Raw genomic sequence first — 960 nt, forward strand, 5'->3', positions numbered from 1 at the left:
GACGCTGTCTGACGCGGCCACCGAGCGCGTCGCGCGGTTGCCGCTGTCGGCGCTGTTCAACGAAGGCGGCAAGCCGTCCTTCTACGTCGTCGACGACAACGGCGCGCTCACGCTGAAGCCGGTTGTGGTGAAGTCCTACGAGAGCAGCGACGTCGTCATCACCAGCGGCGTGGAAGAGGGCGCCAAGATCGTCGCCCTCGGCGTGCAGAAGCTCGATCCGGGCCAGCGGGTGCGGATCGTGTCGTCACTGTCGTTTTAATCCCAGTCATTCCGGGTCTGGTCCTTCGGACCATCCCGGAACGACGTGGGAAGTGAGTTACGTCCTTGCGAGGCGAGTTTCGGCCCGAGCGCAAATGCGAAGGCTGAAGCGGCGAAGCGATCCAGAATCTGCCCAGCCCCCTGGATTGCTTCGCTGCCTCGCGATGATGGGTTGAATGGAGTGGCTGTCGTGTTTTTGGCAACTGGATCGTCTTTTCGGAGAGAGCGATGAAGCGCTTCAACCTTTCGGCCTGGGCCGTCAGCCATCCGACGCTGGTTCTCTTCCTGATGATCGTGCTCGGCGTCGCCGGCTTCTTCTCCTATGAGAAGCTCGGCCGGGCCGAGGATCCGTTCTTCACGGTGAAGGTGGTCAACGTCTCCGTGATCTGGCCCGGCGCCACTGCGCAGGAAATGCAGACGCAGGTCGCCGACGCCATCGAAAAGAAGATTCAGGAGCTGCCCTATTTCGAGAAGGTGCAGACCTATTCCAAGCCCGCCTTCACCGCGCTGCAGGTGACGTTCCGCGACAACACGCCGCCGAAGGACGTGCCTTATCTCTTCTATCTGCTGCGCAAGAAGCTGGTCGACGTTCAGGGCCAGCTGCCCTCGGGCATTCTGGGACCCGTCGTCAACGACGAGTTCTCCGACGTCGACTCCATCCTCTACATGATGACCGGCGACGGCGCCGACTATGCCCAGCTC

1 protein-coding gene and 1 pseudogene are annotated in these 960 nt (G+C 61.9%); both read left to right on the forward strand.

Going from position 1 to position 960, the window contains the following annotated elements:
* A pseudogene (locus MOV75_RS39615) lies at positions 1-259 on the forward strand (efflux RND transporter periplasmic adaptor subunit); the annotation flags it as partial.
* A gap of 227 nt (positions 260-486) precedes the next feature.
* On the forward strand, positions 487-960 hold a 474-nt coding region (locus MOV75_RS39620), incomplete at its 3' end, for an efflux RND transporter permease subunit (protein ID WP_246932937.1).

The organism is Bradyrhizobium sp. PRIMUS42 (assembly GCF_023006515.1).
Taxonomy (GTDB): Bacteria; Pseudomonadota; Alphaproteobacteria; order Rhizobiales; family Xanthobacteraceae; genus Bradyrhizobium.